Origin of the sequence: Pseudomonas linyingensis, from assembly GCF_900109175.1 — a bacterium.
GTDB classification, from domain to species: domain Bacteria; phylum Pseudomonadota; class Gammaproteobacteria; order Pseudomonadales; family Pseudomonadaceae; genus Geopseudomonas; species Geopseudomonas linyingensis.
Map to the genome: position 1 here is coordinate 129,764 of NZ_FNZE01000003.1, position 25,545 is coordinate 155,308.

A 25,545-nucleotide genomic window follows, 5' to 3' on the forward strand; every position below is an offset into this window, starting at 1 on the left:
GCGGGCCTGCGGCCCGCATCGCCGCGAGGTCGCGTCTCCCACAGGGTGAGTTGCGTGCGTATGGTCGGAAGGAGTGGTATCGATGAGTGACTTGCAGATAGTAGCCGACGCCCTGCGCCGCGCCCGGCACCTGGTGGTATTCACCGGCGCCGGCGTCTCGGCGGAAAGCGGCATCCCCACCTTTCGCGATGCGCTGAGCGGCCTGTGGCAGCGCTTCGATCCGGGCGAGCTGGCCACGGCGGCGGCCTTTCGGCGCGATCCGGCGCTGGTCTGGGGCTGGTACGAATGGCGCCGCGCCCAGGTGCTCAAGGCCCGGCCCAATCCGGCGCATCTGGCCATCGCCGAACTGGCCCGGCATGTGCCGCAGCTGACCCTGGTCACCCAGAACGTCGACGACCTGCACGAGCGGGCCGGCAGCCCGGCGGTCATCCACCTGCACGGCAGCCTGCACCAGCCGCGCTGCTTCGACTGCCAGCGGCCCTTCACCCGGCTGGCCGCCGATCCGCAGGAGCCGGCCAAGGGGCGGCGCATCGAGCCGCCGCGCTGCCTGCAGTGCGGCGGCCCGGTGCGCCCGGGAGTGGTCTGGTTCGGCGAGATGCTCCCGGAGCAGGCCCTGCAGCAGGCCTTCGCTGCGGCCGAGTCCTGCGATCTGCTGCTGTCCATCGGCACCTCGGGCGTGGTCTATCCGGCGGCGCATGTGCCGCAGCTGGCGCTGGACAGCGGCGCGGTGGTTGCCCATATCAACCAGCAGGCCTTTGCCCCGAACAGTCCCCGCGAGCATTCCCTGGTGGGGCCGGCGGGCGAGCTTGTGCCTGCGCTGCTGCAGCGGGCAGGATGGCAGTGAGCCATGGAAACCGGCAGACCGTAGCGCCTGTCGATTGTTGAACTCGGGAGACCCCGGATGGAATTTCTCAAGCAAGCGCCGCGCTTCCTGTTCTTCACCGGCAAGGGCGGGGTGGGCAAGACCTCGATCGCCTGCGCCACCGCCATCCGTCTCGCCGAGAGCGGGCGGCGGGTGCTGCTGGTCAGCACCGACCCGGCCTCCAACGTCGGCCAAGTGTTCGGCATCGCCATCGGCAACCGCATCACCCCGGTGCCGGCAGTTGCGAATCTCGCGGCTCTGGAGATCGACCCGCAGGCCGCTGCCCAGCTGTATCGCGAGCGCATCGTAGGCCCGGCACGCGATACGTTGCCTGCGGACCAGGTGCGCGGCATGGAGGAGCAGCTGTCCGGCGCCTGCACCACCGAGATCGCCGCCTTCGACGAGTTCACCGCGCTGCTGGTCGACCCCAGCCTGACCGCCGCCTACGAGCACATCATCTTCGACACCGCGCCGACCGGGCACACCATCCGCCTGCTGCAATTGCCAGGCGCCTGGAGCGGCTTCCTTGAGGCCGGCAAGGGCGATGCCTCCTGTCTCGGTCCGCTGGCCGGGCTGGACAAGCAGCGCGAGCAGTACCGCGAGGCAGTGGCGGCACTGGCCGATCCCGAGCGCACCCGCCTGGTGCTGGTGGCCCGCGCCCAGCAGGCCACCCTGCGCGAGGTGGCGCGCACCCACGAGGAGCTGGCGGCCATCGGCCTGTGCCAGCAGTACCTGGTGATCAACGGCGTGCTGCCGTGCAGCGAGGCCGACGGCGACGAGTTGGCCGCGGCTCTGTGCGATCGCGAAGCGGCGGCGCTGGCTAGCATGCCCGAGGTGCTGCGCGCGCTACCCTGCGACCAGCTGCCACTCAAGCCGTTCAACCTGGTCGGTCTCGACGCCCTGCGCCAGTTGCTCGACGAAACGCCGATGCCGGCGACCCGGGTGGTCGAGCAGGCGGACATGCTGGAGGCACCCAGCCTGGCGAGCCTGGTCGATGCCATCGCCGCCGACGGCCACGGCTTGGTGATGCTGATGGGCAAGGGCGGGGTGGGCAAGACCACCCTGGCCGCCGCCGTGGCTGTGGCGCTGGCCCACCGTGGCCTGCCGGTGCACCTGACCACCTCCGATCCCGCCGCGCACCTGGCGGAAACCCTCGACGGCACGCTGGACAACCTCACTGTGAGCCGCATCGACCCGCACACCGTCACCGAGAGCTACCGTCAGCACGTGATGGCGAGCAAGGGCGCCAGGCTGGATGCCGAGGGCCGCGCGCTGCTGGAGGAAGACCTGCGCTCGCCGTGCACCGAGGAGATCGCCGTGTTCCAGGCCTTCTCCCGGGTGATCCGCGAGGCCGGGCGCAGGTTCGTGGTGATGGACACCGCGCCGACCGGCCATACCCTGCTGCTGCTGGACGCCACCGGCGCCTACCACCGCGAGATCGCCCGGCAGATGGAGGGCAGCGCCATGCGCTTCTCCACGCCGATGATGCAGCTGCAGGATCCTAAGCAGACCAAGGTGCTGCTGGTGACCTTGGCGGAGACCACGCCGGTGCTGGAGGCCGCCAACCTGCAGGCCGACCTGCGCCGCGCGGGCATCGAGCCCTGGGCCTGGGTGATCAACAACAGCGTCGCCGCCGCCCGCCCGCGCTCGCTACTGCTGCGCCAGCGCGCCCGCAACGAGCTGGGCGAGATCGAGGCGGTGGCCAACCGCCATGCCCGGCGCTATGCGGTGGTGCCGCTGCTGGAGCAGGAGCCGGTGGGCGTGCAGCGCCTGCTGCAACTGGCCGAGGGGGCCATCGATGACTGAGTGCAAGGGCAGCTGTGTTTGTAGTTGCAGCGGCGGGGCGGCGTCCGCCAGCCCGGCGGTCGAGACGGGCGAGGCCGGCCGGGTTAGCCATTTCCTGGTCCCGAAGATGGACTGCGCAGCCGAGGAACGCATGATCCGTCTGGCTCTGGAACCGCTGGCGGAAGTGGCGGCGCTGGCCTTCGATCTGCCTGGCCGGCGCCTGCAGGTGTTCCATGACGGCGAGATCGCGCCGATCGCCGCGCGCCTGGAAAGCCTGGGGCTGGGGGCGCGCCTGGAGTCCAGCGAAGCGGTGCATGGCGCCGCGCTCGAGCAGCAACAACGCCGGGACTCCGAGCAGAGCAGCCGGCAGGCCGGCGTGCTCAAGTGGTTGCTGGCGATCAATGCACTGATGTTCGTGGTCGAGCTGGGCAGCGGCTGGCTGGCGCAGTCCACCGGACTGATCGCCGACTCGCTGGACATGTTCGCCGACGCCGCGGTGTACGGCGTGGCACTGTTCGCGGTCGGCCGTGCGCTGGCGTGGCAGGTACGGGCGGCGCACTTCGCCGGGGTGCTGCAGCTGATTCTGGCCCTGGGAGCGCTGGTCGAGGTCGGCCGGCGCTTCTTCTACGGCAGCGAGCCGCAGTCGCTGTCGATGATCGGCATCGGCCTGCTGGCGCTGGTCGCCAACGTCGCCTGCCTGTGGCTGATCTCCGGCCATCGCGATGGCGGCGCGCACATGCGTGCCAGCTGGATCTTCTCGGCGAACGACGTGCTGGCCAACCTCGGGGTGATCGTCGCCGGTGCGCTAGTGGCCTGGACCGGCTCGCCGTATCCGGATCTGCTGATCGGCAGCGTGGTCGGCCTGCTGGTGCTCGATGGTGCGCGGCGCATTCTGGCGCTCAAGGGCTGAGACAGGCCACCGTGAAGTCGTCAGTCTTCCTCGTTCAGGTCGAGGTAGTCCAGCACGAACTCGATGATCTTCTCGTCGCTGCCGGGCAGGTCGGCGGACACATAGGGCAGATCCTGCCAGTCGTCCTCCTTGGCGTAGGGGCGCCAACTGACATCGGCGTTGGCACGCACGGTGTTGTAGCTGACCACGATGCAGCCATCGGTGATCTGTTCCCACTCGTCCTGCGCATCGCCGGTGTGGCCCAAGGATTTCTTGAGCGTTCGAATGGCCATGTTGCTGCTCCTTCTCTGAGGTCCGCCTGGCCGTTTGGCCGTAGCTACAACCTTAGGCCAGATTCGGCGCGGCGCAGGCTGGCGCCGTACCCGGGGCACGGCCAGCGGCCGGCTGGTCTACGCTGACAGCACTCGCACGCGGCCACAGCGGAGCCAGGCATGTCGGCCACCACTCCCCGAATTGCGGTGCTGGCGGCGCCCGGTGGCAGGGCGCCGCCCTACTCGAACCTTCACCATTTCGGCGATCCCGATGCGCTGCTGGCTGGTGCGCCCTGGGATGTGGTGCTGCTCGACCATCCCGGGCCGCAGGCCGGCCAGCTTCTGCTGCGTCTGCGGCGCAGCGAGGCCTGCCGCTTCGTGCCGATCTACTGCTGCCGCGACCAGGATGCCTGGTGTCTGGCTCTGGGCGACGGCGGGCCGCCGGCCGAGGCGGATGCTCTGGTCGCGCACTGGCGGCTGTGGCGGGGTCGCTTCTCGCTGTTCAACCGCGGCACGGCGCCTGAGCGTTTCGACAGCCGGGTGCTGGCGTGGCTGTGGCTGCGTTCGCCCGGCGAGATCCGGGCACTGCGCGATACGTCGGTGGCCCAGCATTACCGCTACCCGCTGCTGGAAGTGCTGGCGGGGGAGGAGGCGGTCAACGATTTCGTCTGGTTGCAGCTGATGGTGCAGCAGGGCTGGTTGCAGGCCGGCGAGCTGGTCGATCGCCTGCGCCTGTGCAGCCATTGCGGCTCGGGTCGCATCAACTATGTGGATGTGTGCCCCGAATGCGGCGCCCTCGACATCGCCCGCCAGCCGTCGCTGCACTGCTTCACCTGCGGTCATGTCGGCCCGCAGGAGCAGTTCGTCAAGGAGGGGGTTCTGCTCTGCCCCAACTGCCTGAGCCGCCTGCGCCATATCGGCAGCGACTACGACCGGCCGATGGAAAACTACGGCTGCCGCCAGTGCCATGCGTTCTTCGTCGATGCGCGTGTCGAGGCGCGCTGCCTGGACTGCGGCCAGATCCAGACCCCGGACAAGCTGCGGGTGCGCGAGGTGCGCCACTACCGGCTGACCGACGCCGGGCGCCTGCGCTGCCGCCTGGGCAACGGCAGCCAGGCGGATCTGGCGCTGTTTCGCCTCAATCTGCGCGGCGGGCAGGAGTTCGCCGAGCTGCTCAGTTGGCAGATCGAGCTGGTCCGGCGCTACGGCAGTCCATCCTTCTCGCTGCTGGGGGTGCGCCTGCGCAACCTGAGCGAAACCTTGGGCGCCCTGGGCGAGTTGCGCGCCCATGCCTTGATCGACAACCTGGTGGAGCGCCTGCTGGAAATGGTGCGCGAAACCGACCGTTGCACCCGCGCCAGCGAGGATCTGTTCTGGCTGCTGCTGCCGCATACCGACGCACAGGGTCTGGCCAGGCTCCGCCAGCGCCTCGCCAGGGCCAGCGAGCTGGTTACCGAAACCGCCGCCCATGGCATCGAGCTGCGCACGGTGGGCTTTACCGCGCCGCAGGACCTGCTCGAGCAGGAAGATGGAGCGCTGCTGCTGGCGCGCCTGGCCGGCGAGCTGGCCTGAGCCGATGGACGCCCTCGCCACCCTGCTGGCCGCCCTGCCGCTCGAACTGGCTCGCGAGGACGGCGGGGCGGCGCTGCTGGTTGCACTGCTGCCGGCCTTCCTGCTGTTCGAGGTGCCGCTGAACCTACTGATCCTGCTCGGCGTGCTGCGCTGGTTCGCCCGCCAGCGCTTCCAGCGCCCGTTCGCCAGCGCTTACCGGCCACGGGTGTCGTGCATCGTGACCTGCTACAGCGAGGGGCCGGATGTGCGCAAGACCCTGCAGAGCCTGTGCGAGCAGGTCTACGCGGGGGAGATCGAGATGATCCCGGTGGTCGACGGTGCGGCGGTCAACCGCGAGACCCTGCGCGCGATCCGTGAGTTTCGCGTCGACCCGCTGCTGTATCCGCGCCGCCACCTGCGGCCGATCGCCAAGTGGCAGCGCGGCGGCCGGGTGTCCTCGCTGAATGCCGGGCTGGCCCATTGCTCGGGGGAAGTCGTCATGGCGCTGGATGGCGACACCTCCTTCGACAACGACATGGTGGTGGCCATGGTGCGTCACTTCGCCGACCCGCAGGTGCCAGCGGTGGCCGGCAGCCTGCGGGTGCGCAACGTGTTCGCCTCCTGGGTGACGGCGGTGCAGGCGCTGGAATACCTGCTGTCGATCCACATGGCCAAGATCGGCCTGGGCGAGTGGAACCTGGTGAACAACGTCTCCGGCGCCTTTGGCGCCTTTCGCCGCAGCTTCCTCGACAAGATCGGCGGCTGGGACACCCATACCGCGGAGGACCTCGACATCACCCTGCGGATCAAGAGCTACTTCGGTCGCGCGGCTCTGCGCATTCCCTTCGAGCCGGCGGCCGTGGGGCATACCGATGTGCCGGTCGGCCTGCGCCAGCTGCTGCTGCAGCGCCTGCGCTGGGATGGCGATCTGTACTTCCTCTACATCCGCAAGCACCGCCACAGCATCGCGCCGCGTCTGCTCGGCTGGCCGAACTTCCTGATGACGCTGCTCACCGGCCTGCTCTTCCAGCTGGCGCTGCCCCTCATCATCCTCGGCTACTGCCTGATCGGCCTGCTGGTGCTGCCCTGGCCGCAGCTGCTGAGTCTGGGCGCGCTGATCTATCTGGTCTATCTGGGCGTCACCCTGCTGCTCTACGGCGTGCTGCTGCTGGCGGTTTCCGAGCGCCCGCGCGAGGACCTCAAGCTGGCCCCCGTGATCCTGCTGTTCCCGCTGTGCATGCTGGGCATGCGTTGCTGGAGTGCCGTGGCCATACTCAACGAGATGCTGCGCCGCGGCCACGAGGAAAGCGGCATGGCGCCGTGGTGGGTGCTGAAAAAGGGCAAAAGGTTCTGAATGTCGCGATCATCGCTCGCACTGGCGGCGCTGGGCCTGGCCGGCTCGCTGCAGGCCGCGCCCCTGGCGCTGGACAGCCTGCTGCTCGGCTTGCCGCCTGCTCCCGCCGAGCGCCTCGCCGTCGCCGAACTGGCAGCGCAGGGCGCCGCCATCGAGCAGCGCCGGGCCGAAGCCAGCTGGCAGCTGTTCGGCTCGGCCACGGCCGGCAGCTACCACGAGCTGGGCGAAACCGAGCAGCGCGACGACTACTACGGCCGCAACCTGGCCCTCGGCGTGCGTCACCCGCTGCTCGGCAGCCTGCAGCGGCGGCTGGCGCTCGTGCAGGCCGGTCTGCACGAGCAGGAGCGCCAGCGTCTGCGCCTGGCCCTGCTGCAGGCTCAGCAGCGCCTGGAGGTGCGCAGCGCCTATGCCGACTGGTGGCGGGCCCAGGAGGAACGGCGCGTCTGCCAGCCGCTGACCGAGGCCGCAGCGGCGGCGCTACGGATGTTGCAGGTGCGCCGTGGCCAGGGCTGGATGCTGCCGTCCGAGGCCGACGGGCTGCGCAGCCGCTGGCAAGGCCTGCAGCGCCGCTGCGCCACGGTGGGCGACAGCCAGGCGCAGGCCGTCGAGTGGCTGGCCGAGCTGGCCGGGCGGGACATTCCGCTGGCGAGCACGGCCATGGCCGAGCCGCTGGCCAGCCGGCCGCAACCCTTGCCGGCCTGGCTGCAGAGTCTGGAACGCCATCCGCGGGTGATCGAGCGACAGAGCCGTCTGGCCGAGGCCGGCCGGCAGCGGGAGCTGCCCTGGTATGCGCTACTGGAGTCGAGCATCAGCCTGAGCCGCGACTTCGAACGGCGCAGCAGCACGGATCAGTCGGGCGGCGACTGGGTCGCCAGCCTGGACGTCTCTGCGCCCTTCGACGTGTTCGACTACGGCGATGCCCGGCGCCGTGAAGGCGAGGCGCGCTACCGGGCCGCCGAGGCGGCACTGGAGGACGAGCGCCACGGTCTTCGTCGCGTCCTGGCGGCGGCCCTGCGCAGTTACCAGCGGGCGCTGGAAGACCTGCGCCGACAGCGCGCGGAGCTGGAGGTCGCCCGCCGGCGCGATACCGAGCGCCGGCTGCGCGGCGCCCTGGAAGGCGAGGCCGGCGTGGCGCGGCGCCAGGAGGCCGAGCTGGACGTGCACGAGGCGGCCCTGCAGCAGGTCGCGGCCTGGCATGCGCTGTGGCTCGGCGAGGCGGCCTTGCGGGTGTTCGCCGACGATGCCGACGCGGCCCTGCTGGGCGGCGTGGACGAGCGCTGGCAGCCGGGCGGCGACTGGAGCCAGGGCGTGTACATCTGGGACAGTCGCGCCCTGCTCGACGCGCGGCGCCGGCCGGGCGAGCTGCGCGCGTTGCGCGAGGCCGGCATGCGGCGGTTGTACCTTGGCCTGAGCGCGGCGCAGGTGGCGCGCCTGCCCGAGTTGCGCGGGGCGCTGCAGGCCCTGCTGCGGGAGGCCCGTGACGCGGATCTGGAGCCGCTGCTGCTGCTCGGCGAGCCCGGCTGGCTGCTGCCGGCGCAGCGAGCGCAACTGGCCGACCTGCTGCAGCGGCTGGCCGATCTGCCCTTCGCCGGCCTGCACCTGGATCTGGAGGTGGAACAGCTCGGCTGGCCGGTGCCCGAGCAGCGCCTGCGCGACTGGCTGGACACTCTGGCCCTGGCGGTGCGCAGCAGTCCGTGGCCGCTGGAGCTGTCCAGCCATCCCCGCTGGTTCGCCGCCGACGCAGGCGTCCCCTGCGTGCCCTGTGCCTTGCCGGGGCTGGGCGTGCACCAGGTGAGCCTGATGATTTACACCGCCAACACCGAGCGCAGCGCCGCCCTGGCCGGCGAGATCGCCCGGCGCTGGCCGGCGCTGCGCTTTCGCCTGGCGCAGAGCATCGAGCCGCAGCTGCCGGCGAGCGAAAGTCTGGCCGGCCACAGTCGCGACGCACTGCAGCGCCAGGCAAGGCAATGGCAACGGCAACTGCAGTCGGCCGCGCTGGGCGGCATCGACTGGCAGGCCTGGCAGCACTATCCACCCCGTTGAGGCGCCGCCATGAAGATCCGCTTCGACAGTCCCAAGGAAAGTCGTCCGACCGAGGAACAGGGGCTGCAGGTGCTCTATGCGCCGGGCAAGCGTCTGGCGTTCCGTTTGCGCTGGTACCTGATCCTGCTGCTGGTCGCCAGCCCGCTGCTCTGGCTCGGTGGCCAGTGGTTGTGGTCCGCGCTGCGCATCGAGGCAGCCGCGCGGCTGCATGTGCCCATGCTGCAGCTGCGGGCGTTCGAGACCGCGCAGATCAGCGAGGTGCTGGTGGCGCCGGGGCAGCTCGTGGCGGCCGGCGAAGTGCTGCTGCGCCTGGACAATCCGCAGTGGCGAGAGCGCCTGGCGCTGCTGGCGGAGCCCGCTGGTACAGCCCCTGCCGGCGGCGAGCTGCCGGTGCGCGAGCGGCAAGTGCTGGAGGAGGTGCTGGCGCTGGCCGAGCGCCGCCTGGCCGAGGTACGCCGCCTGTACACCCTGGCGGCGGCGACCCGCGGCGAGGTGTTCCAGGCCGAGGTCGAGCGAGCGGCACGCCGGCACGATCTGCTGCAGTTCGAGCAGCGCCTGCTGCGCACGGAGCCGGCCGAGTTCGGGCAGCGTCGACTGGAGCGGCAGTGGCTCGAACGGCGGCTGGCCGCCCTTGAGGTACGCGCGCCGGAGGATGGGCGGGTGCTGGATGTCGCGGTGGCGGCGGGGGAGAGCGTGGCGCCGGGCCTGCCGCTGCTGAGCCTGGAGCGCCAGCTGCCGGCACAGATCTGGGTCTATCTGCCGGCGCGGCATGCCGCCTACGCCAGCCCCGGGCAGGCGCTGACCCTGCGCCTGCCGGACGGTTCGTCGCGGGCGGCGCGGGTGGTGCGCCAGGTGCGCGACACCGCGCAGGTGCCCGCCGAGCTGCAGCCGCCGTTCGGTTCGGCGGCCCGCACCCTGCTGGTGCTGGTGGAGTCGCTGGAGCCCTGGCCGGAGCGCTGGCGCATGGACCGCCTGGGCTTGCAGGCGCGTTTCGCGCGCGACTGGCGGCGGGCTTTCGGCTTGGGAGAGTGAGTCGGGGCGCAGCCCTTGGCGAAAAATCGACAGGCAACAAAAAAGCCCCAGGCTTTCACCTGGGGCTTTGAATTCTGGCTCCGCGACCTGGACTCGAACCAGGGACCCAATGATTAACAGTCATTTGCTCTACCGACTGAGCTATCGCGGAACAACGATGCGTATGTTACTGATTAAGAAGGAGAAGTCAACCCCTTGAGGCTGACTTCTCGATTCTGTCTCAGAGCACTTCGACGATGGCGCGGGTGACCACCTCGAGGTTCTTGCTGTTCAGCGCGGCGACGCAGATGCGCCCGGTGCCGACGGCGTAGATGCCGAACTCGTTCTTCAGGCGCTCGACCTGATCGCTGGTCAGGCCGGAGTAGGAGAACATGCCGCGCTGGTCATTGACGAAGCCGAAGTCGCGCTTGGCGCCGAGGGCGGCCAGCTGCTCGACCATGCCGTTGCGCAGCTGCTTGATGCGCTGGCGCATCTCGCCCAGTTCCTCTTCCCAGAGGGCGCGCAGCTCGGGGCTGTTGAGCACTGCGGCGACCACGCTGGCGCCGTGGGTCGGCGGGTTGGAGTAGTTGGTGCGGATCACCCGCTTGACCTGCGACAGCACGCGGCCGGCTTCTTCCTTGGAGGCGGTGACGATGGACAGCGCGCCGACGCGCTCGCCGTACAGCGAGAACGACTTGGAGAAGGAGCTGGAGACGAAGAACTGCAGGCCGGAGTCGGCGAACAGGCGCACCGCTTCGGCGTCTTCGGCGATGCCGTCGCCGAAGCCCTGGTAGGCGATGTCGAGGAACGGTACGTGGTTGCGCTCGCGCACCACCTCCAGCACCTGCTTCCAGTCGCTGGAAGACAGGTCGACGCCGGTCGGGTTGTGGCAGCAGGCGTGCAGCACGATGATCGACTTGGCCGGCAGGGCGCGCAGGTCGGAGAGCATGCCGGCGAGGTTCACGCCCTGGCTGGCGGCGTCGTAGTAGCTGTAGTTCTGCACCGGGAAGCCGGCAGACTCGAACAGCGCGCGGTGGTTTTCCCAGCTCGGGTTGCTGATCGCCACCACGGCGTCGGGCATCAGGCGCTTGAGGAAGTCTGCGCCGGTCTTCAGCGCGCCGGTGCCGCCGAGCGACTGGGTGGTGACCACGCGGCCTTCGGCCAGCAGGGCGGAGTCGGCACCGAACAGCAGTTTTTGCACGGCGCTGTCATAGGCGGCGATGCCTTCGATCGGCAGATAACCGCGCGGCGACTGGGCGGTCAGGCGGGCCTTCTCGGCTTCGATCACGGCGCGCAGCAGCGGAATGCGGCCTTCTTCGTTGTAGTAGACGCCCACGCCCAGATTGACCTTGCCCTGACGGGTGTCGGCATTGAAGGCTTCGTTGAGGCCCAGGATGGGGTCGCGGGGAGCCATTTCGACGGCGGAGAACAGACTCATGTGCGGCAGCTCGGAGAATGAGGGTGGGAGGCGATGCAACACCCTGCCGTCATTGCGGCTAGGGGGTTACGCAAACGGGGCGATATTATAGACAGCACCATCCCGGTGCGGCGATACGCAGGTGCGGCGAAAATGGCCATTGGTGCGACATTGTGTCGCTCCAGGCCGAGCCCCTGCCTGCAGTGCTCGTCAGCCGCAGGAGTTTGTCCTCTCAGGGTACGTCCATGTCCAGATTCCACCTTGTTACCCGCTTCAAGCCGGCCGGCGACCAGCCGGAAGCGATCCGCCAGATGGTCGAGGGTCTCGAGGCGGGGCTGTCGCACCAGACCCTGCTCGGCGTGACCGGCTCGGGCAAGACCTTCAGCGTCGCTAACGTGATCGCCAAGGTGCAGCGCCCGACCCTGGTGCTGGCGCCCAACAAGACCCTGGCGGCGCAGCTGTACGGCGAGTTCAGGAGCTTCTTCCCCGACAACGCGGTGGAGTATTTCGTCTCCTACTACGACTACTACCAGCCCGAAGCCTACGTGCCGTCCTCGGATACCTACATCGAGAAGGACGCCTCGATCAACGACCACATTGAGCAGATGCGCCTGTCGGCCACCAAGGCGCTGCTCGAGCGGCCGGACGTGATCATCGTCGCCACGGTGTCGTCGATCTACGGCCTGGGCGATCCCGAGTCCTACCTGAAGATGGTTTTGCACGTCGACCGCGGCGACAAACTCGACCAGCGCGAACTGCTGCGTCGGCTGGCCGAGCTGCAGTACACGCGCAACGACATGGACTTCGCCCGCGCCACCTTCCGGGTACGCGGCGATGTGATCGACATCTATCCGGCCGAGTCGGAGCTGGAGGCGATCCGCGTCGAGCTGTTCGACGACGAGGTGGAGAGCCTGGCCGCCTTCGACCCGCTGACCGGCGAGGTGATCCGCAAGCTGCCGCGTTTCACCTTCTACCCCAAGAGCCACTACGTCACCCCGCGCGAGACGCTGCTGGAGGCGGTGGAGAACATCAAGGTCGAACTCAAGCAGCGCCTGGACTACCTGCGCGCCCACGACAAGCTGGTCGAGGCGCAGCGCCTGGAACAGCGCACCCGCTTCGATCTGGAGATGATCCTCGAGCTGGGCTACTGCAACGGCATCGAAAACTACTCGCGCTACCTGTCCGGTCGCGAGCCCGGCGCGCCGCCGCCGACCCTCTATGACTACCTGCCGGACGATGCGCTGCTGGTGATCGACGAGTCGCATGTCACCGTGCCGCAGGTCGGCGCCATGTATAAGGGCGACCGCTCGCGCAAGGAGACCCTGGTGGAGTATGGCTTCCGCCTGCCCTCGGCGCTGGACAACCGGCCGATGAAGTTCGAGGAATGGGAGGCGGCCAGTCCGCAGACCATCTTCGTTTCCGCCACCCCGGGCCCCTACGAGGCCGAGCACGCCGGGCGGGTCATCGAGCAGCTGGTGCGCCCGACCGGGCTGGTCGACCCGCAGATCGAGGTGCGCCCGGCGACCACCCAGGTCGACGACCTGCTCTCGGAAATCCGCAAGTGTGCGGCCGCCGAGGAGCGGGTGCTGGTCACCACCCTGACCAAGCGCATGGCCGAGGATCTCACCGACTACCTGTCCGACCACGACGTGCGGGTGCGCTATCTGCATTCGGACATCGACACCGTGGAGCGGGTGGAGATCATCCGCGACCTGCGCATCGGTGCCTTCGACGTGCTGGTCGGCATCAACCTGCTGCGCGAGGGCCTGGACATGCCCGAGGTGGCGCTGGTGGCGATCCTCGATGCCGACAAGGAAGGTTTCCTGCGCAGCGAGCGTTCGCTGATCCAGACCATTGGCCGCGCCGCGCGCAACCTCGAAGGCCGCGCGATCCTCTACGCCGACCGGATGACCGGCTCGATGCAGCGCGCCATCGACGAGACCGAGCGGCGCCGCGCCAAGCAGATCGCCTTCAACGAGCAGCACGGCATCGTGCCCAAGGGCGTCAAGAAGGACGTGCAGGACATCCTCGAGGGCGCCACCGTGCCCGGCTCGCGCAGCCGCAAGCGCGGCGCGGCGGCCAAGGCGGCCGAGGAGAGCGCCCGCTACGAGGCCGAGCTGCGCTCGCCGAGCGAGATCACCAAGCGCATCCGCCAGATGGAGGAAAAGATGTACCAGCTGGCCCGCGACCTGGAGTTCGAGGCCGCGGCGCAGCTGCGCGACGAGATCCAGAAGCTGCGCGAGCGGCTGCTGGCGTTGTGACCGTCAGCGCTGGGCTGTCCGGCCATTGAGAATGGCGCTGGCCAGCGCGCCGGCGACCAGGCCCCAGAACGCCGCGCCGACGCCAAACAGGCTGAGGCCGGAAGCGGTGATCAGGAAGGTGATCAGTGCCGGCTCGCGCTGGCGCACGTCCTGCAGCGCGCCGGCCAGGCTGTTGCTCAGGGTGACCAGCAGCGCCAGGCCGGCGATGGCGAGGATCAAGGCCGGCGGGAAGGCGGCGAACAGGCTGGCCACGGTGGCGCCGAACAGGCCGATCAGCAGGTAGAAGGCGCCGCCGCACACCGCCGCCCAGTAACGCCGCTGTGGTTCCAGCCCGGCCTCAGGGCCGGCGCAGATGGCCGCGGTGATCGCTGCCAGATTGATGGCGAAGCCACCGAAGGGCGCCAGCAGCAGGCTGGCCAGGCCGGTCCAGCCGATCAGCGGCGATACCGGTACCCGCTCGTAGCCGCAGGTGCGCAGCACCGCCACGCCGGGCAGATTCTGCGAGGCCATGGTGACCACGAACAGCGGAATGCCGACGCCAATCAGCGCCTGCCAGTTGAATGCCGGGGCGATGAACTGCGGCTCGGCGATGGCCAGCTCGACCCGTTGCCAGTGCAGCAGATCCAGCTGCCAGGCCATGCCGACGCCCAGCAGCAGGACGATGAGGATCGCGTAGCGCGGCAGCAGGCGCTTGCCCAGCAGGTAGGCGAGAAACAGGCTGCCGACCAGCAGCGCCTGCTGCTCGAAGGCGCTGAACAGCTGCAGTCCGAAGCGCAGCAGCACGCCGGCCAGCAAGGCGGCGGCCAGTGCCTGGGGGATGCGTTGCATCAGGCGGGCGAACAGACCGGTGAAGCCGCTGAGGGTGATCAGCGCCGCGCTGAACAGGAAGGCGCCAACCGCCTCGGCCAGGCTCAGTCCGCCGAGGCTGCCGGCCAGCAGGGCGGCGCCGGGGGTCGACCAGGCGGTGAACACCGGCGCACGGTAGCGCAGCGACAGGCCGATGCTGGTCAGCCCGCAACCCAGACACAGCGCCCACAGCCAGGAGCTGACCTGGGCGGCATCGGCGCCAGCGGCGGCCGCGGCCTGGAAGATGATCACCGCCGAGCTGGTGAAGCCGACCAGCACGGCGATCAGGCCGGCGCTGACGTGGCTGGGGGCCGGGAAGCGGGACATGGGCAGGAGCCTCGGGCTTGAGTGATGGGGAGTTCTGTGCGTTATTGCGCACATAATGGTTACGTTACCCTTGTGCGCTATAGCGCACAAGGGTGGGAGAGGGTGGATGATGACGGATATCAATAGGCGGATTGCCGGGCGCCTGCGCGCCCTGCGCCAGGCCAATGGCTGGAGCCTGGATCGCGCAGCGCAGGCGACCGGGGTGAGCAAGGCGATGCTCGGGCAGATCGAGCGCGGCGAGTCGAGCCCGACGGTGGCGACCCTGTGGAAGATCGCCGCGGGCTTCGATATCTCGTTTTCCGCGCTGCTGGAGGATGCGCCGCAGGCCGACGGGGTGCTGCTGCGCAGCAGTGCCGGCGGCGACTGGCCGACCGATGACGGCAGCATCCAGGTGCGCTCGCTGTTTCCCTACGATCCGGCGCTGGGCATCGAGTTCTTCGTCATCGAGCTGCAGCCCGGTGCCTGTCACCAGTCGGAGGCGCATGCCGCCGGCGTCACCGAGCACGTGATCCCGGTGAGCGGCAGCCTGGAGGTCTGCGTCGATGGCCGCTGGCACGCGCTGGCCGGCGGCGAGGGGCTGCGCTTCGCCGCCGATCGGCCGCACGCCTATCGCAATTCGGGCCGTGAACCGGTGCTGTTCCACAACCTGATCCATTACCGGCAGACTCGGCCGCTGCCTTGTGGACCCGCTGCCGGGGCTTTATAAAGCGCTTTTCCCCGATATGGATGGCGACCCATGCTGCGACTCTCCGCGCTCTACCGTTTCCCGGTCAAATCCCTCGGCGGCGAGATGCTGCAGCGCGCCGCAGTCGACGGCCTCGGCCTGGCCGGCGATCGGCGCTGGATGGTGGTCGATGCGGCCAGCGGGCGCTTCCTCACCCAGCGTCAGGTCGGGCGCATGGCGCAGATCGGCGCGTGCTGGCTGGATGGCGCGACGCTGGAGTTGAGCGTTGCCGGCCGGGCGTCGCTGACGGTGGCGGTGCCGCCGGCCGATGAGGCGCTGCGCGGGGTGACGGTATGGGGCGACAGTCTGCAGGCGCCGGATGCCGGCGACGCGGCCGCTGCGTGGCTGAGCGCCTTCCTGGATCGCGACTGCCGGCTGGTGCACGTGCCAGCCAGCCGCGCCCGCCAGGTCGACACCGCCTATGCGCAGGTGGGCGACCAGGTGGGCTTTGCCGACGGTTTTCCGCTGCTGCTGATCGGTCAGGCGTCGCTGGACGACCTGGCGGCGCGGGTCGGCCGGCCGCTGGAGATGCTGCGCTTTCGCCCCAACCTGGTGGTCGAGGGCGCCGAGCCCTACGCCGAGGATGGCTGGGGGCGACTGCGCATCGGCGCGGTCGAGTTCGAGCGGGTCAAGCCCTGCTCGCGCTGCGCGATCCCGACCCTCGATCCGCACAGCGGAGAGCGCGCGGCCGACGGCGAGCCGCTGAGGACGCTGGCGACCTACCGGCGCGATGCCGACGGCGTGTACTTCGGTCAGAACCTTATCCAGCGCGGTACGGGCGTGCTGGAGGTGGGCATGCCGGTGGTCCTGCTGGATTAGGGGCTGTAGGGGCGAATTCATTCGCCAAAATGGCGAGCCAAGGCGAATGAATTCGCCCCTGCAGTCGTGCGTCGAAGGGCGACGTGCCGGTATTACTGCTGCCCCAGCTCGCGCTCGTGCCACTCCACCAGCTTCTGCGGAGCGCCGAGTTTTTCCCCGTAGATCACCGAGTACGACAGCACGTTCTGCACGTACTGGCGGGTTTCGTCGAAGGGTATGGTCTCGATCCAGATGTCGAACGGCATCTGCTCGTTGCCGCGCAGCCACTGGCGCACCCGGCCTGGACCGGCGTTGTAGGCGGCCGAGGCGAGGATGCGGTTGCCGCCGAACTGGCCATAGACCTGACTCAGGTAGGCGGCGCCGAGCTGGATGTTGACCTCGGGCGAGAAGGCCTGCTGCGCCGAGCGCAGCGGAATGCCGTAGCGCCGCGCGGTTTCCTTGGCGGTGGCCGGCATCAGCTGCATCAGGCCCATGGCGCCGACCCCCGAGCGCGCGTCAGCCATGAAGCCGCTTTCCTGGCGGGTAATGGCGAACACCCAGCTCGAGTGCAGGCCGCGGTTGCGCGCCTCACGGGTCAGGGTGTGCTGGTGGGCCATGGGGAAGCGCACGTCGAGGTCATCCCAGTACTGGGCCTGGCTGATGGCGCGGATTGCCGGGAAGTACCATTCCATCTCGTAGCCAAGGCGCGCCTGGGCCACCAGCTCCTCGCGGCTGAACAGGCGGCTGACGTGGTACCACTCGCGACGCCCGTCGGCGATCTGGCCGCGGGCGTGGAACTCTAGGGCGCGGCGGATGCCGGCGGTGTTGCGCACCTTCTGCATCACCTTGGGGTCGATGGCCATCGGCTTGTGGTTGAGCTGATAGGGTGCGTTGATCCGGTCGGCGGAGAGGAAGCCGTAGAAGTCGCGCTCGCCGGCCACCGGCATGTACAGGCGGATCGGGTCCTTGCTGCCGGGCTGGGCCAGCTGCAGGCTGCGCGCCTGCCAGTAGCGCCAGCGGCTGCTGGCCGCCAGGTCGCCGGGCATCTGCCGGGTCAACTGGTGAGCGTCGGCCCAGCGGCCCAGGCGCAGCAGCAGGCGGGCGCGCCACTCGCTGACGGTGTTGTCGCGCAGTTCAGGATCGTACTGGCTCATCACCTTGAGGGCCCGGGCGTCGAAGCGGCGCGCCAGGGTCAGACCGATCTCGCGGGCGATGGCTACCTTCTCCTCGCTGGAGAACGGCAGGTGGCGGCTGTATTCCTCGAGCAGGCCGAGGGCCTGTTCCGGGTTCTGCCGCGCTAGGCGGCGCAGGCCGAGACCGACGGCGTCGGCAGTGTGGCGGTCGCTGGCGGCAAAGCGCTGGCGCTGCTGCAGCAGTTCGGGCTTCTGCGCCACCTCGATCAGCAGCTGGCCTTGGCCGGCGAGGCTGCCCAGGGTCTTCTGCAGGTAGCTGGCCAGACCATAGTTGCGCTCCTGGGCGGCCAGCTTGAGGCGCTGCCAGCGCATGTCCTCGGTCAGCCCGCCCTGGGCGCGCCACTGGTCGAACAGGCGGTCGCAGGTGTTGGGCTGCGACTTGCCGGTCAGCCACAGCCGTTTGGCGGTGATGGCGCCGTCGGCGGCCTGGCCGTGACGGAACTGGTACTCGCCGAGCAGGCAGTCCAGCTCGGTGAATTCCAGGGCCGGCGAATAGTGCTTGATGAAGGTCTGCCACTCGCCGCGCTCGGCCAGCCAGCGCAGCCAGCGCAGCTTCATCCAGCCGATCTGCGGCAGGTCGCCGTGCTCGGCCAGGAAGGTCTCGATCTCGCGGTTGCTGGCGTTCTTCAGGCGCAGAGTCAGCTCGTCGTAGGCCAGATGCGGCTCCAGCGGGTAGCCCTGCAGGGCCTGGCGGTTGCGCAGGTAGGGCGCAGGGTCGTTCTTGCCCAGGGCGCGCTTGGCTTCGTCGTAGAGGATGCGCTGCTGGGCCAGGGAGGCGGCGGTCGCGGGCTGGGTGAACAGGCCGAGGCTGGCAAGCAGACAGGCAATCAGGACAAGCGGGCGGGCGCGCATGGGGAATCCGGTACTTCTGGCGTGGGCGGGATGAGCTGAATGCGTGAAGCTTAGCGCGCGGCAGACGGCCCTCAAAGCGCCGCTCGTTGGAAAACCGGCGGTTTGGCGAAATTACTGCTGTCTGTAGGAAATCCACTATGCCCCGTGTGGGCAAACAGCGAGTAGAATGCGCGGCCATTCCTGCGGAGAGCGTTGCCCATGACCCTGCTCAAGTTCACCGATGTGTCCCTCGCCTACGGCGCCACGCCGTTGCTGGACAAGGTGTCGTGGCAGATTGCCCGGGGCGAGCGGGTGTGCATCATCGGTCGCAACGGCACCGGCAAGTCCAGCCTGCTCAAGCTGGTCAAGGGCGACCAGCGTCCGGACGACGGCCAGGTCTGGCGCGCACCGTCGCTGAAGATCGGCGAGTTGCCGCAGGAGCTGCCGCCGGCCGACGAGCGCAGCGTGTACGACGTGGTGGCCGAAGGGCTGGCCGAGGTCGGCAAGCTGATCGCGCAGTACCACCATCTGTCCCAGCACATCCAGACCGACGATGACCTGACCGAGCTGTCCCGCGTCCAGCAGGAGCTGGAAGCGCGCGACGGCTGGCGCCTGCAGCAACTGGTGGAGAATACCCTGAGTCGCCTGCAGCTGCCGGCGGAGAAGACCCTGGCCGAGCTGTCCGGTGGCTGGCGCCGCCGCGTGCTGCTGGCCCAGGCGCTGGTGGCCGAGCCGGATCTGCTGCTGCTCGACGAGCCGACCAACCACCTCGACATCGGCGCCATCGCCTGGCTGGAAGAGGCGCTGCTCGGCTTCAACGGCGCGGTGCTGTTCATCACCCACGACCGCGCCTTCCTGCAGAGCCTGGCCACGCGCATCCTCGAGCTGGACCGCGGCCACCTGATCGACTGGAACGGCGACTACGCCAGCTTCCTGGTGCACAAGGAGCAACAGCTGGCGGCGGAAGAGGCGGCCAACGCGCTGTTCGACAAGCGCCTGGCCCAGGAAGAGGTGTGGATCCGCCAGGGCATCAAGGCCCGTCGCACCCGCAACGAGGGCCGCGTGCGCGCGCTCAAGGAGATGCGCAGCGAGCGTCGCGAACGCCGCGAACGCCAGGGCAATGCCAGCATCCAGCTGGATGTGGCGGACAAGTCCGGCAAGCAGGTGATCGTCGCCGAGCACGTCGGCTTCGCCCATCCCGGCGGCGAGCCGCTGATCCGCGATTTCTCCATGGTGCTGCAGCGCGGCGACCGCATCGGTCTGCTCGGCGCCAACGGCACCGGCAAGTCCACCCTGCTCAAGCTGCTGCTCGGCGAGCTGCAGCCGACCAGCGGCAGCATCAAGGTCGGCACCAAGCTGGAGGTGGCCTATTTCGATCAGCTGCGTCTGCAGCTGGATACCGAAAAGACGGTGATCGACAACATTTCCGAAGGCCGCGAGTTCATCACCATCGACGGCCAGAATCGCCATATTCTCAGCTACCTCGGCGACTTCCTGTTCAGCCCGCAGCGCGCGCGCTCGCCGGTCAAGGCGCTGTCCGGTGGTGAGCGGGCACGCCTTTTGCTGGCCAAGTTGTTCAGCAAGCCGGCCAACCTGCTGGTGCTGGACGAGCCGACCAACGATCTGGACGTGGAAACCCTCGAGCTGCTCGAGGAAGTGCTGCTCGGCTTCCCCGGCACCGTGCTGATGGTCAGCCACGACCGGGCCTTCCTCGACAACGTGGTGACCAGCACCCTGGTGTTCGAGGGCGAGGGCCGGGTGCGCGAATACGTCGGCGGCTACCAGGACTGGCTGCGCCAGGGTGGTTCGCCGCGCCTGCTCGGGGTTGGCAAGGAGCCGGGTGAGAAGCCGGCCCAGGACAGCAAGCCGGCGACGGTCGAGGCGGCGGTGGTCGCCCCCGCTGCGGTCGCGCGCAAGAAGCTGAGTTACAAGGATCAGCGCGAGCTGGATGGACTGCCGGCACGGATGGAGGCGCTGGAGAGCGAGCAGGCCGCTCTGCAGGAGGAGATCGCCAATCCCGATTTCTATCTGCAGCCTCAGGAGCAGACCCATGCGGCTCTGGCGCGTCTGGAGTTCCTCCAGCAGGAGCTGGATCGTTTGCTGGAGCGCTGGGCCGAATTGGAAGGTTGATGCACTGACACGGATACGGACACGGAGTAGGGAATGACCATCGAGTACAGGATCACGCTGGATGACAACCATGAGTTCAATTATCGGGTCGAGCTGAATCGCAGCTACGATCCGGCCGCCGCCAACGATGCGCCGCGCTGGACCCGCCTGGATCACGAGCAGTGCAGCAACTGCCCGCTGAACAAGGACATCAACACGCACTGCCCGGCGGCGGTCGACCTGTACCAGGTGATCGAGGATTTCCGTGGGCTGCCGGCCTTCAAGAAGGCCAAGGTACGTGTGATCACCGCCGAGCGCGAGTACTACAAGGAGGTCAGTCTGGAGGCCGGACTGCGTGCCCTGCTCGGCGTGCTGATGGCCACCAGCGCCTGTCCGATGCTCTGCCGCCTCAAGCCGATGGCCCAGCAGCACCTGCCGTTCGCCAGCAACCAGGAATTCATCCTGCGTACCGTCTCGCTGTACCTGATGCGCCAGTACTACAACATGCGCGAAGGCCGGCATGCCGACTGGGAACTCAAGGGGCTGGTCAAGAACTACCAGCAACTGCAGCTGGTCAACCAGGCGTTCTGGCAGCGCATCCACGATACCTGCGAGAACGACTCCAACCTCAAGGCCTTCCTCAGCTTCTTCTCCATGGCCTCCAGCGTGTCCTATTCGCTGGAAGCCCAGCTCAGCAAGATCCGTCCGCTGGTGATGAGCAGCGGCACCGAACTGGGCGTGTTCTGACTCGTTGCGTCATGCCGGGCGCAAGGCCCGGCGTGACGCAGTTGACACCCTTTACTCTGGTTTCTTCAGATGCACCGCCAGTACGTCGCAGGGCGCGCCGTGCAGCACGTCGTTTGAGGTCGAGCCGAGTAGCAGGGCCAGGCCGTGGCGGCCGTGACTGCCGACCACGATCAGGTCGCAGCCCTGCTCGCTGGCCAGACGGTGGATCTCCTGGCGCGGCTGGCCGAAGGCCAGGTGGGTGTTGTCCTTGGTCAGTTCGGCGTGGCTGGCGGTGAAGCCGTCCAGCTGGGCGCGCGCCTGGTCGATCTGTTGCTGCTGCAGCGCCGACAGATCCATCGGCACGTCGCCGCCAAAGGCCATGGACATCGGTTCGACCACGTGCACCAGCGACAGGCGAGCCTGGCAGCTGTGGGCCAGTTCTATCGCGCGCTGAATCACGGTGTGGCAATCATCGGTCATGTCGACCGCGACCAGCAGGTGTTGGTAGTTCATTTCGCTTCTCCGTGGCAGGGAATGGATTCCAGTATGGCCCAGCTTGCAGCTCGGCTGTTGGTTCATGATGCAGCAGTGGCGGGCGAAAGCCATGATATTGGTCAGCTCCTGGCGCGTCTCGCCCGGGCAGTCGCCTCGCGGTGCTCGATTGACAAGCCTATGGAATTCCCCGAGGGTGTGGCAATCGGATCAAACACCCGTATGAATCGGTTTGGGTCGTGCCGGGTGCCTGCGCGTAGTTTGTCCTGAATGATCCCGGTGCTGGCGGCTATCCTTGCCGGATGGCGTGTCGGGTGCGCAAACCGGGGCGGATGTGCAGGTTCACGCTTCCATAGATGGAGATCAGTCGATGATTTACCAGGGTAAAGCCATCACCGTTGCGGCGCTCGAGGACGGTATCGCCGAATTGAATTTCGATCGCGAGGGCGAGACCGTCAACAAGTTCGACCGTCTGACCCTGAGCGAGCTGCACGAGGCGATTGCCGCTATCGGCGCCGAGGCTGCAGTGAAGGGCGTGATCGTCACCAGTGGCAAGGAAGCCTTCATCGTCGGTGCCGACATCGGCGAGTTCCTCACGCTGTTCGGCCTGCCGGAGGACGAATTGCTGGCCGGCAACCTCGCGACCAATCGCATCTTCAATGCCTTCGAGGACCTGCCGCTGCCCTCCGTGGTGGCGATCAACGGCCTGGCCCTGGGCGGCGGACTGGAGATGTGCCTGGTGGCGGATTTTCGCGTCATGGCCGACAGCGCGAGGGTCGGCCTGCCGGAAGTGAAGCTGGGCATCAATCCCGGCTGGGGCGGCACCGTGCGCCTACCGCGGCTGATCGGCGCCGATAACGCTATCGAGTGGATCGCCAGCGGCAAGGAAAACGATGCGCAGGCTGCGCTGAAGGTCGGCGTGGTCGATGCGGTGGTCGCCCCAGCACGGCTGCGCGAGGCGGCGCTGGATCTGTGCCGTCGGGCGATGGCTGGCGAGCTCGATCATCGGGCGCGTCGCCAGCCCAAGCTGGAGAAGCTCAAGCTCAACCAGCTCGAACAGATGATGGCCTTCGAAAGTGCCAAGGGCTACGTGGCCGGCCAGGCCGGGCCGCACTATCCGGCGCCGGTGGAGGCGGTCAAGACCATCCAGAAGGCGGCCAGCCACGGCCGCGACAAGGCGCTGGAGATCGAGGCGCTGGGGCTGGTCAAGCTGGCCAAGACCGAAGTGGCGCGCAGTCTGGTCGGCCTGTTCCTCAACGACCAGGCGCTCAAGCGCCAGGCCCGCGCCTATGACAAGGACGCCCGCCCGGTGAAGCTGGCCGCCGTGCTCGGCGCCGGCATCATGGGCGGCGGCATTGCCTACCAGTCGGCGGTCAAGGGCACGCCGATCCTGCTCAAGGACATCCGCGAGGAAGCCATCCAGCTCGGCCTCGACGAAGCGGCCAAGCTGCTCGGCAATCGGGTGGAGAAGGGCCGCCTGACCCCGGCGAAGATGGCCGAGGCGCTCAATGCGATCCGCCCGACGCTGTCCTACGGCGATTTCGCCCAGGTCGACCTGGTGGTCGAGGCGGTGGTCGAGAACCCCAAGGTCAAGCAGGCGGTGCTCGCCGAGGTGGAGGGGCAGGTCGGGGCGGACACCATCCTGGCCACCAACACCTCGACCATTTCGATCGATCTGCTGGCAACGGCGCTGAAGCGGCCGGAAAACTTCTGCGGCATGCACTTCTTCAATCCGGTGCACATGATGCCGCTGGTCGAGGTGATTCGTGGCGCGAAGAGCAGCCCGGCCGCCATCGCCACCACGGTGGCCTATGCGCGCGCGATGGGCAAGACGCCGATCGTGGTCAACGACTGCCCGGGCTTTCTGGTCAATCGCGTGCTGTTTCCCTACTTCGGCGGCTTCACCCGCCTGGTCGCGGCGGGTGTCGACTTCCAACGCATCGACAAGGTCATGGAGACGTTCGGCTGGCCGATGGGGCCGGCCTACCTGCTCGACGTGGTCGGCATCGACACCGCCCACCATGCCCGCGCGGTGATGGCGGCCGGTTTCCCCGAGCGCATGAAGGACGACGGGCGCAGCGCCATCGATGCACTCTTCGATGCCGGTCGCCTCGGGCAGAAGAATGGCAAGGGCTTCTACGTCTACCACCCCGACAAGAGCGGCAAGCCGAAGAAAATGGCCGATCCGGGCGTGCACGAGGTGCTGGCGCCGGTGGTCGGCGAGCGGCGCGAGTTCTCCGATGAGGAGATCGTTGCGGTGATGATGCTGCCACTGTGCCTGGAGGCGGTGCGCTGCCTGGAGGACGGCATCGTCGCCAGTGCGGCGGAGGCGGACATGGGCCTGATCTACGGCATCGGCTTCCCGGCGTTCCGCGGCGGTGCGCTGCGCTACATCGACAGCCTCGGCCTGGCCGAATTCGTTGCCCTGGCTGATCGGCATGCCGGGCTCGGTCGGCTGTACCAGCCGACCGAGAAGCTGCGCGAAATGGCGAAAGCCGGCCGCAAGTTCTTCGCCTGAGCGCGCAACGACTGGAGCGAGAAAAAGTTATGAGCCTGAATCCGCGAGACGTGGTGATCGTCGACTTCGGTCGCAGTCCCATGGGCCGTTCCAAGGGCGGCATGCACCGTCATACCCGCGCCGAAAACCTGTCGGCCGAACTGATTACCCGCCTGCTGGCGCGCAACCCCAAGGTCGATCCGGCCGAAGTGGAGGATGTGATCTGGGGCTGCGTCAATCAGACCCTCGAGCAGGGCTGGAACATTGCGCGGATGGCCGCGCTGATGACGCCGATCCCGCATACCAGTGGCGCGCAGACCGTCAGCCGCCTGTGCGGCTCGTCGATGAGCGCGCTGCACAGCGCTGCCCAGGCGATCCAGAGCGGCAACGGCGATGTGTTCGTGGTCGGCGGTGTCGAGCACATGGGCCACCTGCCGATGACCCACGGTGTCGATACCAACCCGCAGCTGTCGCTACATGTGGCCAAGGCGGCCGGCATGATGGGCCTGACCGCCGAGATGCTCGGCAAGATGCACGGTATCAGCCGCGAGGCGCAGGACGCGTTCGCCTTCCGCTCGCACCAGCTGGCGCAGCAGGCCACGCTGGGTGGCGGCTTCAGGGACGAGCTGATCCCGATGCAGGGGCATGACGAGCACGGCTTCCTCAAGGTCTTCGACTACGACGAGACCATCCGTCCGGAAACCACCCTGGCCGGACTGGCCGAACTCAAGCCGGTGTTCAACCCCAAGGGCGGCACGGTGACGGCCGGCACCTCCTCGCAGATCACCGACGGTGCCTCGTGCATGATCGTGATGAGCGGGCAGCGCGCCATCGACCTCGGCATCCAGCCGCTGGCGGTGCTGCGTTCCATGGCGGTGGCCGGGGTGGATCCGTCGGTCATGGGCTACGGGCCGGTACCGGCGACCCGCAAGGCGCTCAAGCGTGCCGGCCTGAGTCTGGACGATATCGATCATGTCGAACTCAACGAAGCCTTCGCCGCCCAGGCCCTGGCGGTGCTCAAGGATCTCAAGCTGCTGGAGCGGATGGACGACAAGGTCAACCTGCACGGCGGCGCCATCGCCCTCGGTCACCCGTTCGGCTGCTCCGGGGCGCGGATTTCCGGCACCCTGCTCAACGTGATGAAGCAGCGCGGCGGCACCCTCGGTCTGGCGACCATGTGCATCGGCCTCGGTCAGGGTATCTCCACGGTGTTTGAGCGCGTCTGACCTTTTTGCATGACGCAAGCCGGGGCCGTGCGCCCCGGTTTGCGTTTCGGCTGGGCAATGGCTGGGAGGTGAACATGACGCTGCAAGCCGGACTCTACCGTCACTACAAGGGGCGTGAGTACCGCGTGTTCGGGCTGGCCCGGCATTCCGAGACGGAAGAGCAGATGGTGGTCTACCAGGCCCTGTATGGCGACTACAGCCTGTGGGTGCGGCCGCTGGCGATGTTTCTCGAAACCGTCGAGGTGGATGGCGAAACCCTGCCGCGCTTTGCCCTGGTGCGCGGCGAAAGCGTGGAATTTCGCTACGCTGAGGGCAATCGGTAATAGTCGCG

Annotated in this window: 20 protein-coding genes and 1 tRNA gene; 15 read left to right on the plus strand and 6 right to left on the minus strand. The window is 68.3% G+C overall.

From position 1 onward, the window contains the following. Positions 1-82: 82 nt before the first annotated feature. The 3 genes from BMZ19_RS04845 to BMZ19_RS04855 are packed head-to-tail and all read left to right on the plus strand — an operon-like array spanning position 83 to position 3,557. Positions 83-844 (plus strand): SIR2 family NAD-dependent protein deacylase, encoded by a 762-nt coding sequence (locus tag BMZ19_RS04845; RefSeq protein ID WP_090307706.1) that lies wholly within the window; start codon positions 83-85, stop codon positions 842-844. 57 nt (positions 845-901) lie between these two features. Beyond that, the gene (arsA, locus tag BMZ19_RS04850; RefSeq protein ID WP_090307709.1) at positions 902-2,668 is read left to right on the plus strand and encodes an arsenical pump-driving ATPase; all 1,767 of its coding nucleotides are present in this window, start codon (positions 902-904) and stop codon (positions 2,666-2,668) included. Further along, on the plus strand, positions 2,661-3,557 hold the full coding sequence (locus BMZ19_RS04855) for a cation efflux transmembrane domain-containing protein (RefSeq protein ID WP_090307712.1): 897 nt from the start codon (positions 2,661-2,663) through the stop codon (positions 3,555-3,557). The genes arsA and BMZ19_RS04855 overlap by 8 nt, the downstream gene beginning before the upstream one ends. 20 nt (positions 3,558-3,577) lie before the next feature. Here BMZ19_RS04855 and BMZ19_RS04860 read toward each other — a convergent pair whose 3' ends face one another. Then, positions 3,578-3,829 carry a hypothetical protein gene (locus BMZ19_RS04860; RefSeq protein WP_090307715.1) on the minus strand — a complete coding sequence of 84 codons (252 nt, stop codon included), beginning with the start codon at positions 3,827-3,829 and terminating at the stop codon, positions 3,578-3,580. Positions 3,830-3,988: 159 nt separating this feature from the next. Between BMZ19_RS04860 and BMZ19_RS04865 the strand changes: the two genes are divergently transcribed. The 4 genes from BMZ19_RS04865 to BMZ19_RS04880 are packed head-to-tail and all read left to right on the plus strand — an operon-like array spanning position 3,989 to position 9,788. Then, positions 3,989-5,380: a TackOD1 domain-containing metal-binding protein gene (locus tag BMZ19_RS04865; RefSeq protein ID WP_090307718.1), complete on the plus strand. Its 1,392-nt coding sequence runs from the start codon at positions 3,989-3,991 to the stop codon at positions 5,378-5,380. A 4-nt stretch (positions 5,381-5,384) separates the two neighbouring features. Continuing rightward, the gene (locus BMZ19_RS04870) at positions 5,385-6,713 is read left to right on the plus strand and encodes a glycosyltransferase family 2 protein (protein ID WP_090308287.1); all 1,329 of its coding nucleotides are present in this window, start codon (positions 5,385-5,387) and stop codon (positions 6,711-6,713) included. Continuing rightward, on the plus strand, positions 6,714-8,756 hold the full coding sequence (locus BMZ19_RS04875) for a TolC family protein (protein ID WP_090307721.1): 2,043 nt from the start codon (positions 6,714-6,716) through the stop codon (positions 8,754-8,756). It abuts the gene before it with no gap. 9 nt (positions 8,757-8,765) lie between these two features. Beyond that, positions 8,766-9,788 carry an HlyD family secretion protein gene (locus BMZ19_RS04880; protein WP_090307724.1) on the plus strand — a complete coding sequence of 341 codons (1,023 nt, stop codon included), beginning with the start codon at positions 8,766-8,768 and terminating at the stop codon, positions 9,786-9,788. A 75-nt stretch (positions 9,789-9,863) separates the two neighbouring features. On the opposite strand, the gene BMZ19_RS04885 is transcribed toward BMZ19_RS04880, so the two are convergent. Together BMZ19_RS04885 and BMZ19_RS04890 are read right to left on the minus strand one after the other, a co-directional pair. Beyond that, positions 9,864-9,939: transfer RNA gene (locus BMZ19_RS04885), tRNA-Asn, on the minus strand. 69 nt (positions 9,940-10,008) lie between these two features. Beyond that, entirely contained in the window at positions 10,009-11,205 is a 1,197-nt protein-coding gene (locus tag BMZ19_RS04890; RefSeq protein WP_090307727.1) for an amino acid aminotransferase, read from the minus strand. A 224-nt stretch (positions 11,206-11,429) separates the two neighbouring features. Here BMZ19_RS04890 and uvrB point away from each other — a divergent pair, with 224 nt between their 5' ends. Beyond that, complete coding sequence (gene uvrB / locus BMZ19_RS04895) at positions 11,430-13,445, plus strand: excinuclease ABC subunit UvrB (protein ID WP_090307729.1); 2,016 nt, start codon at positions 11,430-11,432, stop codon at positions 13,443-13,445. Between the two features lie 3 nt (positions 13,446-13,448). On the opposite strand, the gene BMZ19_RS04900 is transcribed toward uvrB, so the two are convergent. Then, positions 13,449-14,618 (minus strand): benzoate/H(+) symporter BenE family transporter, encoded by a 1,170-nt coding sequence (locus tag BMZ19_RS04900; RefSeq protein ID WP_090307732.1) that lies wholly within the window; start codon positions 14,616-14,618, stop codon positions 13,449-13,451. A 109-nt stretch (positions 14,619-14,727) separates the two neighbouring features. Here BMZ19_RS04900 and BMZ19_RS04905 point away from each other — a divergent pair, with 109 nt between their 5' ends. Both BMZ19_RS04905 and BMZ19_RS04910 read left to right on the plus strand, forming a co-directional pair. Next, entirely contained in the window at positions 14,728-15,324 is a 597-nt protein-coding gene (locus BMZ19_RS04905) for a helix-turn-helix domain-containing protein (RefSeq protein WP_090308290.1), read from the plus strand. 30 nt (positions 15,325-15,354) lie between these two features. Beyond that, positions 15,355-16,161: an MOSC domain-containing protein gene (locus BMZ19_RS04910; RefSeq protein WP_090307735.1), complete on the plus strand. Its 807-nt coding sequence runs from the start codon at positions 15,355-15,357 to the stop codon at positions 16,159-16,161. A 92-nt stretch (positions 16,162-16,253) separates the two neighbouring features. On the opposite strand, the gene BMZ19_RS04915 is transcribed toward BMZ19_RS04910, so the two are convergent. Continuing rightward, a complete protein-coding gene (locus tag BMZ19_RS04915; protein ID WP_090307738.1) occupies positions 16,254-18,185 on the minus strand; it encodes a transglycosylase SLT domain-containing protein in 1,932 nt (643 codons plus the stop codon). 198 nt (positions 18,186-18,383) lie between these two features. On the opposite strand from BMZ19_RS04915, the gene BMZ19_RS04920 reads away from it, so the two are divergent. Both BMZ19_RS04920 and BMZ19_RS04925 read left to right on the plus strand, forming a co-directional pair. Further along, positions 18,384-20,294, plus strand: coding sequence for an ATP-binding cassette domain-containing protein (locus tag BMZ19_RS04920; protein ID WP_090307740.1), 1,911 nt, complete (start codon positions 18,384-18,386; stop codon positions 20,292-20,294). Between the two features lie 33 nt (positions 20,295-20,327). Further along, a complete protein-coding gene (locus tag BMZ19_RS04925; protein ID WP_090307742.1) occupies positions 20,328-21,020 on the plus strand; it encodes a DUF6901 family protein in 693 nt (230 codons plus the stop codon). Between the two features lie 51 nt (positions 21,021-21,071). Here BMZ19_RS04925 and BMZ19_RS04930 read toward each other — a convergent pair whose 3' ends face one another. After that, complete coding sequence (locus BMZ19_RS04930; protein ID WP_090307745.1) at positions 21,072-21,512, minus strand: universal stress protein; 441 nt, start codon at positions 21,510-21,512, stop codon at positions 21,072-21,074. A gap of 349 nt (positions 21,513-21,861) precedes the next feature. Here BMZ19_RS04930 and fadB point away from each other — a divergent pair, with 349 nt between their 5' ends. From fadB to BMZ19_RS04945, 3 genes are all read left to right on the plus strand, one after another. Further along, positions 21,862-24,009, plus strand: coding sequence for a fatty acid oxidation complex subunit alpha FadB (gene fadB / locus BMZ19_RS04935; protein WP_090307747.1), 2,148 nt, complete (start codon positions 21,862-21,864; stop codon positions 24,007-24,009). A gap of 29 nt (positions 24,010-24,038) precedes the next feature. Continuing rightward, positions 24,039-25,214 carry an acetyl-CoA C-acyltransferase FadA gene (gene fadA, locus BMZ19_RS04940; RefSeq protein ID WP_090307750.1) on the plus strand — a complete coding sequence of 392 codons (1,176 nt, stop codon included), beginning with the start codon at positions 24,039-24,041 and terminating at the stop codon, positions 25,212-25,214. A 74-nt stretch (positions 25,215-25,288) separates the two neighbouring features. Further along, positions 25,289-25,537, plus strand: coding sequence for a DUF1653 domain-containing protein (locus BMZ19_RS04945; RefSeq protein WP_090307753.1), 249 nt, complete (start codon positions 25,289-25,291; stop codon positions 25,535-25,537). The last annotated feature ends 8 nt before the right edge of the window (positions 25,538-25,545 follow it).